This window comes from Pseudomonas sp. NFACC39-1 (genome assembly GCF_900110355.1).
GTDB lineage: Bacteria > Pseudomonadota > Gammaproteobacteria > Pseudomonadales > Pseudomonadaceae > Aquipseudomonas > Aquipseudomonas tehranensis.
The window spans coordinates 436008-451952 of the sequence record NZ_FODL01000003.1; the positions used below are offsets into that span (position 1 = coordinate 436008).

At 60.7% G+C, this 15945-nt stretch carries 17 protein-coding genes and 1 pseudogene; 11 read left to right on the forward strand and 7 right to left on the reverse strand.

What is annotated here, in order from left to right:
- Positions 1-63 precede the first annotated feature (63 nt).
- From BMY45_RS08750 to BMY45_RS08780, 7 genes are read left to right on the forward strand one after another with little or no spacing between them, the layout of a single operon-like run.
- A complete protein-coding gene (locus BMY45_RS08750; RefSeq protein ID WP_092396663.1) occupies positions 64-741 on the forward strand; it encodes a thermostable hemolysin in 678 nt (225 codons plus the stop codon).
- Positions 731-2212 (forward strand): AMP-binding protein, encoded by a 1482-nt coding sequence (locus BMY45_RS08755; RefSeq protein ID WP_092396665.1) that lies wholly within the window; start codon positions 731-733, stop codon positions 2210-2212. The genes BMY45_RS08750 and BMY45_RS08755 overlap by 11 nt, the downstream gene beginning before the upstream one ends.
- Entirely contained in the window at positions 2209-2883 is a 675-nt protein-coding gene (locus tag BMY45_RS08760) for an iron-containing redox enzyme family protein (protein ID WP_092396667.1), read from the forward strand. The genes BMY45_RS08755 and BMY45_RS08760 overlap by 4 nt, the downstream gene beginning before the upstream one ends.
- Positions 2870-3679, forward strand: a complete 810-nt coding sequence (locus BMY45_RS08765; RefSeq protein ID WP_092396669.1) for an SDR family oxidoreductase — start codon at positions 2870-2872, stop codon at positions 3677-3679. Before BMY45_RS08760 ends, BMY45_RS08765 begins: the two co-directional genes overlap by 14 nt.
- Positions 3676-4320, forward strand: coding sequence for a tetratricopeptide repeat protein (locus tag BMY45_RS08770; RefSeq protein ID WP_092396671.1), 645 nt, complete (start codon positions 3676-3678; stop codon positions 4318-4320). The genes BMY45_RS08765 and BMY45_RS08770 overlap by 4 nt, the downstream gene beginning before the upstream one ends.
- A 10-nt stretch (positions 4321-4330) precedes the next feature.
- Positions 4331-4993 (forward strand): response regulator, encoded by a 663-nt coding sequence (locus tag BMY45_RS08775; protein WP_047225655.1) that lies wholly within the window; start codon positions 4331-4333, stop codon positions 4991-4993.
- Positions 4990-6357 carry a sensor histidine kinase gene (locus tag BMY45_RS08780; protein ID WP_092396673.1) on the forward strand — a complete coding sequence of 456 codons (1368 nt, stop codon included), beginning with the start codon at positions 4990-4992 and terminating at the stop codon, positions 6355-6357. Before BMY45_RS08775 ends, BMY45_RS08780 begins: the two co-directional genes overlap by 4 nt.
- Here the strand turns inward: BMY45_RS08780 and BMY45_RS08785 are convergent.
- The 7 genes and pseudogenes from BMY45_RS08785 to BMY45_RS08815 form a co-directional block, all read right to left on the reverse strand.
- Positions 6354-6623 (reverse strand): annotated as a pseudogene (locus BMY45_RS08785) (pyridine nucleotide-disulfide oxidoreductase); the annotation flags it as partial. The gene BMY45_RS08780 and the pseudogene BMY45_RS08785 sit on opposite strands and share 4 nt — an antisense overlap.
- 198 nt (positions 6624-6821) lie before the next feature.
- Entirely contained in the window at positions 6822-7010 is a 189-nt protein-coding gene (locus tag BMY45_RS08790) for a YgaP family membrane protein (protein ID WP_092396675.1), read from the reverse strand.
- Positions 7011-7023: 13 nt separating this feature from the next.
- Positions 7024-7443, reverse strand: a complete 420-nt coding sequence (locus tag BMY45_RS08795) for a DUF6691 family protein (RefSeq protein ID WP_092396677.1) — start codon at positions 7441-7443, stop codon at positions 7024-7026.
- A 2-nt stretch (positions 7444-7445) separates the two neighbouring features.
- Positions 7446-7880 carry a YeeE/YedE family protein gene (locus BMY45_RS08800; protein WP_092396679.1) on the reverse strand — a complete coding sequence of 145 codons (435 nt, stop codon included), beginning with the start codon at positions 7878-7880 and terminating at the stop codon, positions 7446-7448.
- Positions 7881-7923: 43 nt separating this feature from the next.
- Positions 7924-8727, reverse strand: coding sequence for a sulfite exporter TauE/SafE family protein (locus BMY45_RS08805; protein ID WP_092396681.1), 804 nt, complete (start codon positions 8725-8727; stop codon positions 7924-7926).
- Positions 8728-8755: 28 nt separating this feature from the next.
- Positions 8756-10426: a bifunctional protein tyrosine phosphatase family protein/NAD(P)/FAD-dependent oxidoreductase gene (locus BMY45_RS08810; protein WP_092396683.1), complete on the reverse strand. Its 1671-nt coding sequence runs from the start codon at positions 10424-10426 to the stop codon at positions 8756-8758.
- A 42-nt stretch (positions 10427-10468) separates the two neighbouring features.
- Positions 10469-11347, reverse strand: coding sequence for an MBL fold metallo-hydrolase (locus tag BMY45_RS08815; RefSeq protein ID WP_092396685.1), 879 nt, complete (start codon positions 11345-11347; stop codon positions 10469-10471).
- Between the two features lie 227 nt (positions 11348-11574).
- Between BMY45_RS08815 and BMY45_RS08820 the strand changes: the two genes are divergently transcribed.
- The 4 genes from BMY45_RS08820 to cydB all read left to right on the forward strand — a co-directional run bounded on the left by BMY45_RS08820 (position 11575) and on the right by cydB (position 15945).
- Positions 11575-12900, forward strand: a complete 1326-nt coding sequence (locus tag BMY45_RS08820; protein WP_092396687.1) for a sigma-54 interaction domain-containing protein — start codon at positions 11575-11577, stop codon at positions 12898-12900.
- Between the two features lie 171 nt (positions 12901-13071).
- Entirely contained in the window at positions 13072-13248 is a 177-nt protein-coding gene (gene cydP / locus BMY45_RS28635; protein WP_353049239.1) for a cytochrome oxidase putative small subunit CydP, read from the forward strand.
- Positions 13245-14816: a cytochrome ubiquinol oxidase subunit I gene (locus tag BMY45_RS08830; protein ID WP_092396691.1), complete on the forward strand. Its 1572-nt coding sequence runs from the start codon at positions 13245-13247 to the stop codon at positions 14814-14816. The genes cydP and BMY45_RS08830 overlap by 4 nt, the downstream gene beginning before the upstream one ends.
- Entirely contained in the window at positions 14809-15945 is a 1137-nt protein-coding gene (gene cydB, locus BMY45_RS08835) for a cytochrome d ubiquinol oxidase subunit II (RefSeq protein ID WP_092396693.1), read from the forward strand. Before BMY45_RS08830 ends, cydB begins: the two co-directional genes overlap by 8 nt.

The following is a 15945-nucleotide window of genomic DNA, read 5'->3' on the forward strand; positions in this document are numbered from 1 at the left end:
TCAGACTTCGTTAAGAAAGGGCCTCGATACTTTCTCCCAATACCCAAGGGAGAACGTTGAGCCATGCCCGATTCTGACTGGAACATCCACCTGCCGCTGGCTTTCGGTAATGCCGGTCGAGCGGTTCGTCACTTGCATCGAGCCCTGCCGGAAGAGCCCCGGCGGGATGAGTTCGAAGCCTTCATCCACCAGCGTTTTCGCCAGGCCCACGGCGCCGAGATTCGTCACTTCATGCCTGAACTGTTCGGGCTCGACGATGCCGACGGTAAGCTCTGCGCCGTGGCGGGCGTGCGTCTGGCCGCGCAGGGGCCGCTGTTTCTCGAACGTTATCTGGACGATCCCATCGAGCCGTTGATCAAGGCCGACGCAGACTGCGCGGTGGATCGCGGCGGTATTGTCGAAGTCGGCAATCTGGCCGCCAGTGACACCGGCAGTGCTCGCCTGAGCATCATCGCAATCACCTATCTGTTGGCGATGGGCGGGCTGGAGTGGGTGGCCTTCACCGGCAATATCGGCCTGGTTAACAGTTTCCATCGCCTTGGCCTCAAGCCCGTCACCCTGTGCCCGGCCGACCCGCAGCGCCTGGGGGAAGAGCGGCACCTCTGGGGCAGCTACTACGAGAGTCAGCCATGGGTTCACGTCGGCAACATCCGCGCCGGCTTCGTTCATCTGCGCGATGCCGGTCTGTTCGATCGCCTGGGCTTTTCACAGACCTGCGGGGAGGTGAGCCATGTTGCCTGAAGTGGAGCGCTTCAAACTCACCCTGCGTGAGCATGCCCAACACAAGGGCTACGCCGTGGCGCTGTGGGGCGATAACTTGCGGCTGGACTACGCCACGCTTTACTCCGAAGTGGTGTACCGCCAGCAACGCTTGCGTGAGGAACACATCAAGGTGGTTGCCCTGGCCCTGGATAACGGGGTCGAAGCCATGCTGTGGGACCTGGCCGCTTTGTTCGAAGACCTGGCCTGCGTCATCCTGCCAGGTTTTTTCAGTCCGGCTCAACGCCTGCACTGTCTGGAGCAGAGCCAGGCGCAGCGGGTGATTGCCGAGCCCGGATTGGCAGCCGAACTCCAGGCCGCGGGTTACCGCCACAGCGGCGAGTTCTGGCAGAAAGATTTTGCCGGGCCGAGCCGCTTGCCCGCGGGCACCGCCAAACTGACCTTTACCTCAGGCACCACTGGCACGCCAAAAGGTGTCTGCCTCAGCGCTGACGGTCTGTTGCGGGTCGCCCGTGAACTGGAGCAGGCCAGCCGGCCGGTCAACGCGAGGCATCACCTGGCGCTGCTGCCCCTGGCGGTCCTTCTGGAAAACCTCGGTTGCTATGCGGCGCTGTATGCCGGGGCGATGCTCAGCCTGCCTGGCCAGAAGACCTTGGGCATCCAGGGCGCCAGTGGCGCCGACCCGACACGCCTGTTGGCGTGCCTGACTGAGCGCCGGGCGCAGAGTCTGATTCTGGTTCCACAATTGTTGCTGATGCTGGTCACGGCCGCCGAGCAGAAAGCGTTCTACCCGCACGCGTTGCGATTTGCCGCCGTGGGCGGTGCGCGGGTATCCGACGATCTTTTGCAACGGGCCCAGCGTGCCGGCCTGCCGGTATTTGAAGGCTACGGGCTGTCGGAATGCGCTTCGGTGGTGTGCCTCAACCGGCCACAGGCCCACCGCGCAGGCAGTGTCGGTCAGCCGTTGCCCCATGTGCAGGTTCGCCTGGCCGATGACGGCGAAGTCATGATCAAGGGCTCGACCTTGCTCGGGTACCTGGGTGAACCCTTGCACACCGGTGACTGGTGGCCAAGCGGGGATTTGGGGGAGTTCGACGCAGAGGGGTTCCTGTACCTGCGTGGCCGCAAGAAGCATCAGTTCGTGACCAGCTTCGGTCGCAACGTCAATCCCGAATGGGTCGAAGCCGAACTTACCCAGGGCGGCACCATCGCCCAGGCCTTCGTCTATGGCGAAGCCTTGCCGCACAACCAGGCATTGCTGTGGCCCGCCCGCGCTGACTGCTCTGATCAAGCGCTGGAGCTGGCTGTGAGCAAGGCCAACGCGGCGCTGCCTGAATACGCTCGGGTCCACCACTGGACGCGACTGGCGCAACCCTTTACCGCAACCAACGGCATGCTCACCGCCAATGGCCGACCGCGCCGCGAAGCGATTGTCGAGCATTACCGTGGGTTGTTCAGTGAATCCGTTCTGTCCGAGGAATATCCGTCATGAGTTTTTTCGACACGCTGCAAGAAACCACCCATCAGGAACGCCAGACGCTGTTCAACCTGCCGATCATCCGTGATGCCCTTGATGGCCAGGTCAGCCTGGCCAGTTACCGGGCGTTTCTGATCCAGGCCTACTACCACGTGCGCCACACCGTACCGTTGATGATGGCGTGCGGTGCACGCCTGCCAGCGCACCTGGAATGGCTGCGCAAGGCCGTGTGCGAGTACATCGACGAGGAATACGGTCACGAGCAATGGGTGCTGGATGACATCGCCGCGTGTGGAGGCGACAAGGATGCGGTGCGTGACGGTCAGCCGTCGCTGGCTATCGAGTTGATGGTCAGTTACCTGTATGACTTGATCGCCCGGGGCAACCCGGTGGGGCTGTTCGGCATGGTCAATGTGCTGGAAGGCACCAGCATCGCTCTGGCGACCCACGCCGCCGACGCCATTCGTGAACACCTGGAGCTGCCGCCCACCGCTTTCAGCTACCTCAGCTCCCATGGCTCGCTGGATATCGAGCACATGCAGACCTATCGCAGCCTGATGAACAAACTGGAGGATCCTGCCGACCAGGCGGCGGTGATCCACGCCTCCAAAGTGGTGTATAGGCTCTACACCGAGATGTTCCGGGGCCTGCCCCGTGACGAGGGGCATCAGCATGCGCCTGTGTGACGCCCGGATCGTCTTGACCGGTGCCAGTGGCGGAATTGGCCAGGCCATCGCCCAGGCCCTATGCGCCAGTGGTGCTCGGGTGCTGGCCGTGGCCAGGCATCGAGAAGCGCTGGAACCCTTGCTCGAGCGCTACCCGCAGCACATGTGCTGGGTAGGCGCAGACCTGACTGTTGCGGGTGATCGGCGCAAGGTACTGGCCGCAGCCGAGGCCCTGGGCGGCCTCAACCTGCTGATCAATGCCGCCGGTGTCAACCACTTCGCCATGCTCGAACAACTCGAGGACAGCGAAGTCGACGCCATGCTGGCGCTGAACATCAGCGCGCCGATCTGCCTGACCAAACTGTTGCTGCCGCTGCTCAAGCAGGCCGACAGCGCCATGGTGGTGAATGTCGGGTCGACCTACGGCTCGATCGGCTACCCAGGCTACGCCAGTTATTGCGCCAGCAAGTTCGCCCTGCGCGGGTTCTCCGAAGCCCTGCGCCGGGAGTTGGCGGATACCCGTGTCGGCGTGCTCTACGTGGCGCCCCGGGCTACGCGCACGTCGATGAACAGCGCGGCGGCCCAAGCCCTCAATCAGGCGCTCAAAGCCAACGTCGATGACCCGCACGCCGTAGCGTCGGCGGTCATCCAGGCCATCACCGGCGACCGTCGCGAGCTGTATCTGGGCTGGCCCGAGCGCTTTTTCGTCGGCCTCAACAGCCTGCTGCCCAACCTGGTGGACCGTGGCCTGCGCAAGCAACTGCCACTGGTTCGCCGCCTGAGCCATAAACCCGAGAACGAGCACCTCAAACCATGAAAAAAATCCTGATCTGTTTGCTGTTCGGCGCCCTGGCTCAAAGCGCCTGGGCTTTGGACGCCGCCGACCAGCAACGTCTCACAGGCATCCAGCAAAGCTGGGCGCATATCCAATATGACGTGCCTGAAGGGCAGCGTGCCGAGGCTTTTGAACAACTCGCCGCCCAGGCATCGGCGTTCAAGCAACAACGTCAATCCGTGGCCGAGGCATGGATCTGGTCGGGCATTGTCAAAAGCAGTTGGGCAGGGGCCGCAGGCGGAATCGGTGCGCTGGGCAAGGTCAAGGACGCCAAGGCCGACCTGGAGCAGGCCCTGGCCCTGGATCCCAAAGCCTTGCAAGGGTCGGCCTACACCAGTCTCGGCGCACTCTATGACCGGGTTCCCGGTTGGCCCTTGGGGTTTGGCGACTCGGACAAGGCCGAGCAATTACTCCAGCAGGCGCTGCAACTGAACCCTAACGGCATTGACAGCCTGTACTTCTGGGGCGATCACCTCTACCGTCAGAAGCGCTACGCTGAGGCCCGGGTTGCCCTGCACAAAGCCTTGCAGGCAGCGCCGCGGCCCGGCCGGGAAACCGCCGACGCGGGACGTCGCAAAGAGATCGAAGCGTTGCTGGTGGATGTGAACAAAAAACTGGGCTGAGGGAGAGTGCGTGCGCTTATTACTGATCGAGGATGACGTGGCCCTGGGCGAAGGCATCCATCAGGCCCTGAGCCGCGAAGGCTATACCGTTGACTGGTTGAAGGACGGAAGCAGCGCCTTGCACGCACTGCTCAGTGAAACCTTTGACCTGGCCGTGCTTGACCTGGGCCTGCCACGGATGGACGGCCTGCAGGTGTTGCGTCGCTTGCGTGACAGCGGTTCCAACCTGCCGGTGCTGATTCTCACCGCCCGGGACGCGACTGAAGATCGCATTGCCGGGCTCGATGCCGGGGCTGACGACTACCTGATCAAGCCCTTTGATCTGGCGGAACTCAAGGCCCGGTTGCGGGCCTTGTTGCGCCGCAGCGCCGGTCGGGCCCAGGCACTGATCGAGCATGCCGGCATCAGCCTCAACCCGGGGACCCAGCAGGTCAGCTATCAGGGCAACCCGGTGGCGTTGACGCCCAAGGAGTATCAGTTGCTCCATGAGTTGCTGTCGCCGCCGGGCCGGGTCATGACGCGCGATCACCTGATGCAATTGCTTTACGGCTGGAATGAGGAGGCTGAGAGCAACACCCTGGAAGTGCATATCCACCACCTGCGCAAGAAATTTTCCACCGACCTGATCCGTACCATTCGGGGCGTCGGGTATCTGGTGGAGGAGCGCCGATGACTTCGATTCGGCGTCGTACCCTCACACTGATCCTGGGGCTTTTATTCGTTGGTCTGCTGATCATCACCGTATTCAATCTGCATGACAGCAACCACGAAATCGCGGAAGTCTACGATGCCCAATTGGCCCAGAATGCGCGGCTATTGCAGGGTGTCATGCGCATGCCCATGGCCAGCACGGAACATGCGCAGTTGTATCAGGCATTCAATTCGGCATTGGCGTCGGCGGTTCCCAAAGTCGATGGTCATCCCTATGAAAGCAAGATCGCCTTTCAGGTCTGGGATTCAAAAGGAGCGTTGCTGGTTCACACCTCCAGTGCACCGACGTTCACCTCACCGCCGATTGCTCCTGGCTTCAGCGACGTGATAGACCAAAAGGAGCGTATATGGCGGGCGTTCGTACTGGATGACACACAGTACGGCCTGAAAATCTGGGTGGGAGAGCGTGATGATGTGCGGGCCGATCTGGTCGATCGAATTGTCCGTCACACGGTGGTGCCCAATCTGATCGGCAGCCTGGTGCTTGCCGCTGTGATCTGGTTGGCCATCGGCTGGGGGCTCAAGCCGCTGGTCGACATGGCGGCCAAGTTGCGTGCGCGGCACCCGGGTTCACTGGAACCCCTGCAACTGGTGCCGCTGCCTAGCGAACTTGAGCCCATGCAAGCGGCCCTCAATCGGGTGCTGGCGCAGATTCAGGAGTTGATGGGCCGTGAGCGGCGTTTTATCGCCGACGCCGCCCATGAAATGCGCACCCCCCTGGCGGTGCTCAGGGTTCATGCGCAGAACCTGATGGAGGCAGGGAATGAGCAGAGCCGTCGTGAGTCCTTGCAACACCTGATTGTCGGGGTGGATCGCACCACGCGCCTGGTCAATCAATTGCTCACCATGGCCCGCCTTGAACCGCAATCTGGCGTGCCTGCACCCGGCGTTATCGATCTGCCCGCCACGGTGCGTGAAAGTCTGGGGCAAATGACTCCCTGGCTGTTGAGTAAAGGACTTGAACTGGTCCTGGACGTCAGTGATGACATCGGCCCGGTGAGGATTGATCCGGTGTCCATCGATATTGCCTTGAACAACCTGGTGACCAATGCGGCCAACTTTTCTCCCGCCAATGGCTTGATCACGGTGCGGCTGGCCCGGCAGGGCGATCATTACGAGCTGGCGGTCGAGGATCAGGGGCCAGGCATCGACGAGGCCGAACGGGACCGGCTTTTCGAGCGCTTCTACAGCCGCGGGAACGATCAGGGGGCCGGGTTGGGCTTGACGATCGTGCAGACCATCGCCAAGCGGCTGGGCGGGCAGGTCCGGTTGGAGAATCGCCCCGAGGGAGGTTTGCGCGCCACGTTGCAGATGGGCCGCCTTTAACTTTGCTCTTCGCGGGCGGGTAGCGTTTGGGCGTCGGATGGATCGGCGAAAAAAACTGCGATTTCGCTGACCGTGCTGCGGGCCGTGCGTGTTACGCCAATCAGCGTAGCGGAGGCCGCACCGGTCCATTCACCATAGCCGACCAGCCATAGCCTGGGTTCTTGAATCGAATGAGTCCCGTCAACGTCCACGCGTCCTTGCGGGTTGAGCACACCCAGTGGCTCCAGATGCTGCAGGGCGGGACGGAAGCCGGTGCACCAGATCACCGACTACCTCAAGCAGTACGAACAGCGCTATCAGTTCCCCTGCCGCCCACGCAGGATGGCTATCCATCACGCGACCCTGACCACGTCATATTGACTGGCAGGCGAGTGCGTCATGCCGGTGCTCTCCAATTGAGGTGAAAAAACAAGCCAGTGTAAGGGCTGCCAGTACCGTCATTTGCAGGCGCGGCAGCATCCGTCTCAGCAGCGTTTGCAGGTCTTGATGCCCAGGAGGGTATAGACCGGGCAGAAACGGAAAATCCCCGTGGCCAGCGGCACCAGGCCGATCCAGCCCCACAAGCCGATCACACCGCTCAGGCTCAGCGCAATGAGGACAAGTCCCGCGGCAATACGCAAACTGCGGTCGATGGTTCCGATGTTGGCTTTCATGACGATCTCCCGATCAGTGAGTGCGCCGGTTCTCCAGCGCGGTGAACAACAACATGCCGGCCAGCATGGCCAACACGAATACGATGACTTGCCAGTGCCCGGTGAGCAGGATCGCTACAGCGGGTCCGGGGCAGATACCGGCTATTCCCCAACCGATGCCAAACAGCAGGCTGCCGCCGATCAGTCGCGGGTCCAGCTCACGCTTGAGCGGTAATTGCATCGGGTTTCCCAGTATCGAGCGGGTCTGGCGGCGGGCCCAGGTCAGCGGGCCGATCGCAACAGCAATCGCGCCGAGCATCACCAGCGCCAGGGAGGGGTCCCAGGTGCCGCTCACATCCAGGAACGCCAGGACTTTGCTCGGATTGGCCATGCCCGCCAGGAGCAGACCGAGGCCGAACACCAGACCGGCCATGAATGCAGTCAGTTTGAGCATGTTCAGATCCCCAGCACATGACGCAGGACAAAGACCGTGGCGAAACCGCTGAACATGAAGCACGCCGTGGCGACGATCGAGCGCGGGGAAAGGCGCGATATACCGCACACGCCGTGGCCGCTGGTACAGCCCGACCCGTAGCGGGTGCCGATGCCCACCAACAGACCGGCGACGGTAAGGCCGCTCCAGCCGCTCTGAAACTCAATCTGCGGCAACGCGGTGAACAGGCCCCATACCAGCGGTGCGACGAGCAGCCCCAGCAGAAACAGGGCCTTCTCGCTGACCCCCTCGCTACCACGCTGCAGCAGGCTGCCGAGCAACCCGCTGATGCCGGCGATACGTCCATTGGCGACCACAAAAAGGCTGGCAGCCACACCAATCAATGCACCGCCGGCAAGGGACGACCAGGGCGTGAAGTTGAGCCAGTCGATGTTCATGCGATTTCTCCGATGCAAACCACGTTGATACTCCACCAGGCGCTTAAACCAAGGCCTTTACCACCAATGCCACGGCCACCAGCGCAGCCAGAATGGCAAAACCTTTTTGCAGACTGGGCTCCGGCAGCCTGGCGGCGAGCAAACGCCCGCCGGTCATTCCCAACAATGCGCCAAGGGTGAAAGGCGCGGCAATCGCCCATTGCAAGTGTCCCGCTGCCGAACTTGCCACCACACCGGAAATTGAAACCAGGGCAATGACCGTCAGCGACGTGGCGAGCACCGACTGGGTGGTCAGATTGGTGTAGCGCTGCAGCGCCGGGACCATGACAAAACCGCCGCCCACACCCAGCAAGCCGGACAGCGCGCCGGCGAGCATGCCGGAGAGCGCCAGCGCCCATGCACAAGGTGCGGTCCAATGGAGCTTGCCGCGGTTTTCGTCCAGTACGCAGGGCGGGGGGTTGCGCGTCGACGTCGCGTTGGCATCGACGCGCGAGGGTAATGACTTTTGAAAGGCGCGGAAGGCCACGTACAGCAATAGGAGGGCAAACAGGATCGTCAAGGGCCGGTTGGGCGTGCGCTGAGCCAGCCAGATCCCCAGTGGAGAGCAGATGATGCCCGCGCCTGCGGTCAGCAGTGCAGCCTTATAGCGTACGGTGCCGTTTCTAAGGCCCATCACCGCGCCCAGGGACGCGGCCAAACCCACCGCCAGCAAGCCGATGGGCCCGGCTTCGGCCATGCCCAGGCCCGCCCCGAAGACCAGCAGGGGAACCGCCAGTATGCCCCCGCCAGCGCCGGTCAGCGCCAGAATCACACCCACGGTGAGGCCGAGCAGCAAGATGATGATCATCCCTCTCTCCTTGCCTTGAGGTCCGGTTTCATTGATCTGCCAACTCCGGTTTTGCCAGCCACTCACGCCCGCGGAGCATGCCCTTCCAATACAACGGAGGGAGAATCCGTTCCTTGAGCAGCCACGCCAGTCTCGACGGCCGGGTCCCGTCAATCAGCCAGGATGGGAAGCTGGGGGCGACGGTGCCGCCATAGGTGAACTCCGCCAGGACGATCTTGCCCCGCTCGACTGTCAGCGGGCAGGAGCCGTAACCGTCGTAGTGGGCGTTGCCCTTGGCTTTGCCCATGGCCGCCAGCACGTTATGGGCGACCACCGGCGCCTGCTTGCGAGCGGCCGCGGCGGTCTTGGCGTTGCTGGAGTTGGTGGCGTCGCCCAGTGCGTGAATATTCGCCCAGGTTTTATGGCGCAGCGTGCTGGGGTCGACATCAATCCAGCCAGCCGCATCGGCGAGGGGGCTGACGCGGATAAAGTCCGGCGCAATCTGTGGGGGCACCACATGTAGCAGGTCGAAGTCACGGGTGACAAGCTGGTGCGTGCCATCGGGCTTGACGCAACTGAAGGTGGCGGTTTGCGCGGCCCCGTCAACGCGGGTCAGCGTGCTGCCGAAGTTCAGGTCGATGCCATAGGCGCGGATGTACTCCATCAGGGCCGGCACGTAGTCGGGCACCCCGAACAGCACGGCACCGGCACTGCAGAAATCGATCTTGATGTTGCCCAGTACCCCTTCACGCCGCCAGTGGTCGGCCGAGAGGTACATGGCTTTTTGCGGCGCGCCGGCACATTTGATCGGCATGGGCGGTTGCGTGAAGATCGCCCGGCCATCGCGCAGTTGCTGCACGTACGCCCAGGTGTAGGGGGCCAGGTGATACAGGTAGTTTGATGTGACGCCGTTGCGACCCAATGTCTGCGGCAGGCCTTCAATGGCATTCCAGTTGAGTTTGAGGCCGGGGCACACGATCAACTGTGCGTACCTGACGACCCTGCAGCCATCGAGAATGACCGCGTTTCTCTCGGGTTCAAAAGCGGCCACGGCGGCTTTGATCCAGTGCACGCCGCGCGGAATGGTCGAGCCCATCGTGTGGGCGGTCCGGGGGGCGTCGAAGACACCGCAACCGACCAACGTCCAGCCTGGCTGGTAATAATGCACATCTGCCGGGTCAATGATGGCGATGTCGAGCCCCGGTTCCCTGGCCAATAAACTCGATGCCGCCGCAATGCCCGCTGCGCCGCCGCCGATAATGACCACCGCATGCTCGGCCTCGGCCACTTCGACCGGGGTCAGCCCTTTGTTCGCAATCCGGCGGATAACGCCTTTCATGTCAAACCCGGCATCCTTGGCCGCTTCGACGATCTGCGGCAGCGGCAGCAGGCTCGCTTGTGACAGCGCCCACAGAGTGGTCGAGCGCATGCCGGAGCGGCAATACGCCAACACCGGTTTTGGCAGTGATTCAAATAGCTGGCCGAAGGCAACGGCTTGTTCGTCGGTGACCTTGCCCGATTCTGCGGGAAGGTAGTGAGCCTCAATGCCCAGCGCTTCAGCCGCGCGCTTGATTTCGGCAAACAAGGGTTGATCGCTGCCTTCACCGTCCGGGCGATTACACACGATGGCGCGAAAGCCGGTGTTTTTCAGTTCCGTCAATTGATGAGGGAAAATCTGCTCTGATACCGCTAAGCCTGACGCAAGGTGGCGGATGTCCATGGTGGTCTCCGTGATGGGATGTTCTTATAGGGGGAGGGGACGTCAGAGCATGTTGAGCGGGATCTTCAGATAGCGTGTGCCGTTCGATTCCGGCTCAGGCAAGTGTCCGGCTCGCATGTTGACCTGAACCGAGGGCAGGATCAGCGTGGGCATTTCCAGCGTGCTGTCACGCTGGGTGCGCATGGCCACGAACGCTTCTTCACTGATGCCATTACGCACATGAATGTTGTCGGCGCGCTGCTCGGCCACGGTACTGGCGAACAGCACCTCGCGGCCGTCGGGCTGGTAGTCGTGGCACATGTACAGCACCGTATCGGCCGGCAGGCTCAACACCTTGTTGATGGACCGGAACAAGGTGCGGGCATCGCCGCCTGGAAAATCACAGCGCGCAGTACCGTAGTCGGGCATGAACAGGGTGTCGCCGACGAATGCCGCCGTTTGCCGGGAGTCGCTGACGACATACGTCATGCACGCGGGTGTATGGCCGGGCGTATGCAGCGCGCGGCACTCCAGCGAGCCGATAGAGAACGGGTATTCATTGACGAACAGATGATCGAACTGACTGCCATCCTGGGCCATCTCGTCACCGGTATTGAACAACGTGCCAAAGGTTTGCTGCACAGTGGTGATCCGACTGCCGATGCCGATCTTGCCTCCCAGCTGTTCCTTCAGGTACGGCGCTGCCGTGAGGTGGTCGGCGTGGACATGGGTTTCAAGAATCCATTGAACCTTGGCGTCCAGCTCGGCCACCCGGGCGATCAACGTGTCGGCAGACGACGTCGTGGTATGGCCGGATTTGTGATCGTAATCCAGTACGCTGTCCACGAGTGCGCAGTGGCGGGTCGCCTGATCGAGCACGATATAACTGACAGTATGGGTATCGGGATCGAAAAATCCTTCGACGTGCAATGTAGCGGACATGATCGGTCTCCTTGGTCTTGTTGCCGACAGGTTTAACCTGAAGTAGCAATAAGTTTGCCATGGGCCGATTGAGGCAGGATTTTCAGCTATCTAATTGAATTTGCTGTGTTTATTTTTGTAGGTTGGATGCGGCATTTTCACGCAGACGAATAAACAACTGCCATTGGCAGTGTTTGTTGGCATAGTGGCAGTGTCACTCGCGTGCGGATGAACCTACAGGAACCCCAATGAGCACTCTCCTGCCGACCCCGAACAATTTGATCCCTCCACCGGATCAGGTGCAGTCACTGGTTTCGTTTCTCGAGCACGAGCCGCATCCGATGATCGTGCTGGACCCGGACTACAACATCCTGGCGGCGAACACCGCTTATCGGCGCCAGTTCGGCAGTGCCGATAAGCCCTTTATCGGCCATAAGTGCTATCGGGTTTCCCATCATTACGATGTGCCTTGCGATCAGGCAGGGGAGAACTGCCCGATGAAGAAGGCCAGGGAAATGCGCGGCCCGGATCGGGTCCTGCACATTCACCACACCCCTCGCGGGCCTGAGCATGTCGACGTGGAACTGCGCCCGATCCTCAATGAATACGGCGATATCACCGCTTATGTAGAGCGTCTGACGCTGGTTCGCAGTGCATCGGCGCGGCCCAGCAATGAGGGCCTGGTGGGCAGTTCTCCTGCATTCAACCGCGCGCTGTCGGAACTGCAACGGGTCGCGCCGTCCATGTTGCCTGTTCTGCTGTTGGGCGAGTCCGGGACGGGCAAGGAGCTGTTTGCGCGCGCCGTGCATGAAACCAGTGAGCGGTCCTCGGGGCCTTTCGTGGTGGTGGACTGTTCCGGGTTGACTGAAACGCTATTTGAAAGCGAACTGTTCGGCCATGAGAAAGGCGCGTTCACCGGCGCCACCATGCGCAAGCAGGGCCTGGTGGAGACGGCTCAGGGCGGTACGCTGTTTCTCGATGAAATTGGCGATGTCCCTTTGCCCATGCAGGTAAAACTGCTGCGCTTGATTGAGTCCGGCACTTATCGCCGTGTCGGCAGTGTAGAGACCCAGCACGCGAATTTCAGGTTGGTGGCGGCGACCCACAAACCTTTGGAACAAATGGTGGAGAACGGCGAGTTCCGGCAAGACCTGTATTACCGCATCAGCGTGTTTCCCATCCACTTACCCCCTTTGCGTGATCGGGTGCAAGACATCGGCTTGCTGGTCAATTCGTTTCTGCAACGTTCCGGTACAGGCAAGCGCCGGCTGACCATCGACCCTGACGCCCTGATGCAACTGCAGCGGTATTCCTGGCCGGGCAATATCCGCGAGCTTCGCAATGTGCTGGAAAGAGCCAGCCTGTTCGCCGATGACGGGGTCATTCACAACGTACATTTACCCCAGACCCGAGCGGTAAGTGCGCCCCAGATGTCTGCTCCCGCCCCTTTGGACAGCAGCGCGCTGGCCCAGGTGCTGGCTACTTTTCAAGGTACCCGCAGCGAACTGGCCACGCACCTGGGCATAAGCGAGCGCACTTTATACAGACGGCTCAAAGAACAGGGTCTGGCCTGATCGCCAGTGGGTCCGACGCACGACTGCCAATGACTGCCGCGCTGGCAGTCTGGCAGTGTATTTGCCTGCCAAGGCTCCGTTCGTGTATTTGAAGTTATGAATAACTGTTTGTTTTAAAAGAATAAAAAAAGAATGTGGCCCCTTGGCATGACGTGTGCAAATCACATCGTCATGACTATTTCCGATAAACGACTGCGTCGCCATCTGCTCACAGCAGTACTGATCAAACTGGTCGTACTGACACTACTGTGGTGGCTGTTCATCCGCGATTCACGCGTCAGCGTGGACTCGAACACCATCGGTGAAAGGTTCGGCGTACCCACTTCGGCTCAAGGGGCAAGTAAGTGATCTCAGAACAACTGGTGGATTTGTCACGGCTGCAATTTGCAGCCACTGCGCTTTACCACTTTCTTTTTGTACCGCTCACCGTCGGCATGGTGTGGCTGCTGGTCATCATGGAAAGCGTCTACGTGATGACCGGCAATGTCATCTGGAAAGACATGACGCGCTTCTGGGGCAAGTTGTTCGGCATCAACTTCGCCTTGGGCGTGACCACGGGTATCACTCTGGAGTTTCAGTTTGGTACCAACTGGGCTTACTACTCACATTACGTCGGTGACATCTTCGGTGCACCGCTGGCCATCGAGGGACTGATGGCGTTCTTCCTTGAATCGACCATGATCGGGTTGTTCTTTTTTGGCTGGGACCGCCTGAAGAAACAGCATCACTTGCTGGTCACGCTGCTGATGGCGATTGGCACGAACCTGTCGGCGCTGTGGATCCTGATCGCCAATGGGTGGATGCAGAACCCGGTAGGTTCGGAGTTCAGTTACATCACCATGCGCATGGAAATGGTCGATTTCTGGGCGGTGGTTTTCAATCCCGTCGCGCAAGCCAAGTTCGTGCACACCGTGTCGGCGGGTTACGTCACCGGTTCGATGTTCGTGCTCTCGATTTCAAGTTGGTATTTGCTGAAAAATCGTGATGTCGAGTTTGCCAGACGTAGCTTTCGGGTCGCGGCGGCTTTCGGTCTGGCGTCAGTGCTGAGTGTGATCGTGCTGGGGGATGAGTCCGGCTACACGGTGGGCGAAGCGCAGCAAACCAAGCTGGCCGCGATGGAGGCGATGTGGGAAACCAAACCGGCGCCCGCAGGCCTGACGCTGGTGGCCAGCATCAACGAAGCCGAGTCCAGGAATAACTGGGAGGTTGACGTTCCATGGCTGATGGGCCTGATTGGAACGCGCTCGGTGAGCAAGCAGATTCCAGGGATCAATGAGATCAAGGAAAAGAACCGGGCTCGAATCCTGCGGGGTATTCCCGCCGTCAACGCGCTTGAAGCACTCAGAGCCAATCGCGGCGACATGGCGGCACGCCAGGCGTTTGAAGAATACAAAGCTGATCTGGGTTTCGGCCTGTTGCTTAAAAAGTATGTCGAGGACGTCAATCAGGCCACCCCGGCCATTATCGAAAAGGCCGTAAACGATACTGTGCCGCGTGTGACACCCATGTTTTGGGCATTCCGGATCATGGTAGGCCTTGGTTTCGCCATGCTGATGCTCTTCGCACTTGCATTCTGGAGCACCTTGAAATCGACCTGTACGCGCAGTCCCTGGCTGCTCCGTTGGGCGCTGTTCATGCTGCCTGCTCCGTGGATCGCCTGTGAACTGGGCTGGTTCGTTGCCGAATATGGCCGCCAGCCCTGGACCATCTACGGCGTACTGCCGACCCACATGAGCGTATCGACCCTCAGCGTCAACAACCTGTATGGCTCGCTGGCGGGGTTCGTCATTTTTTATACCGTGCTGCTGGTGGTGGAAATGTTCCTGATGATCAAGTTCGCCCGCCAGGGGCCTGGCAGCCTCGGTACAGGCCGTTATGTTCACGACGCCCACCTGAAGGAGCTTCAACATGCTTGATTACTTCACCTTGAAAATCATCTGGTGGGCATTGGTCGGCGTCCTGCTGATCGGCTTCGCCATCATGGATGGTCATGACATGGGCGTTGGCACGCTGCTGCCCTTTGTTGGCCGCAACGACATGGAACGGCGGGTTGTTATAAACACGGTCGGGCCGCATTGGGACGGAAACCAGGTCTGGTTCATCACCGCCGGTGGCGCACTGTTCGCGGCGTGGCCCGTGGTTTACGCCACAGCGTTCAGCGGATTCTACTGGGCGATGATCCTGGTGCTCTGGGCGTTGTTCTTCCGCCCGGTGGGTTTTGACTATCGCAGCAAGATCCACAACGCCCGCTGGCGCAGCACCTGGGATTGGGGACTTTTTGTCGGCGGGGCAGTGCCTCCTCTGGTGTTCGGCATTGCGTTTGGCAATTTGCTTCAGGGTGTACCGTTCCATTTCAATGAGTACCTGGTGTCCACGTATACCGGCAGCTTCTGGCAACTGCTGAATCCGTTCGCACTTCTTACCGGCGTGGTGAGTAGCGCGATGATCACCCTGCAGGGCGGCGCTTATCTGGCACATCGTACCGAAGGCGTTATCCAGTCCCGGGCCATCAAAGGCGCAGTAGGCGCGGCGATCCTATTGCTGTGCTCATTCATCCTGGCCGGTATCTGGCTGCAATGGATTGATGGCTATCGCATTACCTCGCTCGTCGATACTGCCGGGCTGCCTGACATCCTCAGCAAGACCGTGGTACGCGAACCTGGAGCCTGGATGGCTAACTATGGCCATTACCCTTTGCTGTGGCTGCTTCCCGCGCTTGGCCTGGCCGGTGCAGTCGGTGCGGCGATGTTACTGCTCAGGCGTCGCACCCTTTCAGCCTTTGTCGCGTCATCGCTTGCCCTGACCGGTGTCATCTGCACGGCGGGCGTGTCGATGTTTCCGTTCATCATGCCGTCATCAACGATGCCTGCGGCCAGCCTCACCGTGTGGGACAGCGTCGCCAGTCATTTAAGCCTGGCCATCATGTTCTGGGCGACGTTGATCTTCATGCCGATGATTGTGATTTATACCTCATGGGCCTATCGCGTCATGCGCGGCAAGGTCACCGTCGCACAGATCAAAGCCAACGAACATTCAGCCTACTAG